Origin of the sequence: Paenibacillus sp. MAHUQ-63 (genome assembly GCF_028765165.1) — a bacterium.
In the GTDB taxonomy this organism is placed as follows: domain Bacteria; phylum Bacillota; class Bacilli; order Paenibacillales; family NBRC-103111; genus Paenibacillus_E.
Map to the genome: position 1 here is coordinate 1 of NZ_JARADB010000024.1, position 1,460 is coordinate 1,460.

Consider the following 1,460-nt stretch of genomic DNA (forward strand, 5'->3'; position numbering starts at 1 on the left):
TGAACTGTGACCCGTAGGATAGACACTTTTAAAAAAAGTGTCTCCTACGGGTCTTTCTATGTTTTAATGAGGTTATAAAAGAAGCGAGGTATCGGGATGGCTAATAAATTATTTACAGAATTGGATATGAGGCAACTCGAGTACAACCCTAATGTTCGACATGTATCGGAAAAAACGATCACTTATGAACCGTCGTTTAAGTTAGCTGCCGTTTTATCCTATCTGGAGGGAAATACTCCTCAAGAGATATTTTTAAAAGCTGGATTCTATTTAGATATCATTGGACATGAGCACCCGAAACAATGTCTGAAGCGTTGGAGGGCTACATACGCTGCATATGGGGAATCTGGCTTACTGGAGGAACGCCGCGGAAAGGGCTCCCTAGGCAGACCATCTGGAAAGGATTTATCCGTTGAGGAACAGTTAAAACGTGCCGAAGCTCGCATAAAGCTCTTAGAGGCAGAGAATGATCTCTTAAAAAAGCTCGAAGCGCTCGAAAGACAGAAACGGAAGTCCTGACGTGTTCCGAGCGCTTTCAGATCGTCTATTCTACCATCCTATTGCATCGTATAAAGCGTATGACAAGGTATCTTTGCAAGTTATTAGGGGTAAGCGTAAGTGGGTATTATCGTTGGCTGAGTGCGGAAGAGACGAGGCAGAATCGTGAATATAACGACGAGAAAGACGCTAGTCTCATTAAAGAGCACTTTGAAGCATTGCGTGGAAGGGCTGGAGCGCTTGTGATCAAAATGCGGCTGGAGCAGCTCAGTCATGTAGTTATGAATCATAAGAAAATCAGACGGCTAATGAAAAAGTATAATCTGGTAGCCACGGTCCGCAGAGCCAATCCGTATCGTAAGATGGCCAAGGCCACTCATGAACACGCAACGTGTCCAAACTTGCTGCAACGCAAGTTTGATCAAGCCGAGCCAGATAAAGTATTCCTAACGGACATTACCTATTTGAGCTATGGGAGTGGACAGACCGCTTACTTATCCGTTGTGAAAGACGGTTCAACACGTCAAGTGCCCGCTCATTGTCTGTCTACAAGTCTCGACGTTTCTTTGTCGATACGAACCCTTGATAGGCTCATGGAACGTTTAGGTGATAACCTTCATCCAGAGGCCATGATTCATTCAGATCAAGGGATCCACTATACCCATCCTACGTTTAGGCAAAAGGTAAGCCAGGCTGGCTTTCGCCAGTCGATGTCTCGCAAAGGAAACTGTTGGGATAATGCCTCTATGGAGTCATTTTTCGGTCATATGAAGGATGAACTCGATCTTTCAGATTGCAAGACATTGGAGGAGCTACGAAATCGTGTAGAAGAGTATATCCACTATTACAATTCAGCAAGGTACCAGTGGACATTAAAAAAGATGACCCCTGATCAATACAGAAGTCATCTATTGACAGCATAAGGTTCTTTTTTAATCGTCCACTTTCTGGGTCACAGTTCA

General features: G+C 44.1%; 1 protein-coding gene. It reads left to right on the forward strand.

Annotated elements, in window-relative coordinates; translation table 11 throughout:
• The first annotated feature begins 96 nt into the window (after window positions 1-96).
• A protein-coding gene (locus tag PUT07_RS35285) for an IS3 family transposase (protein WP_379241376.1) occupies window positions 97-1,421 on the forward strand; the annotation gives its coding sequence in 2 pieces (ribosomal slippage) (window positions 97-472 and window positions 472-1,421; 1,326 coding nt in all).
• Window positions 1,422-1,460 lie beyond the last annotated feature (39 nt).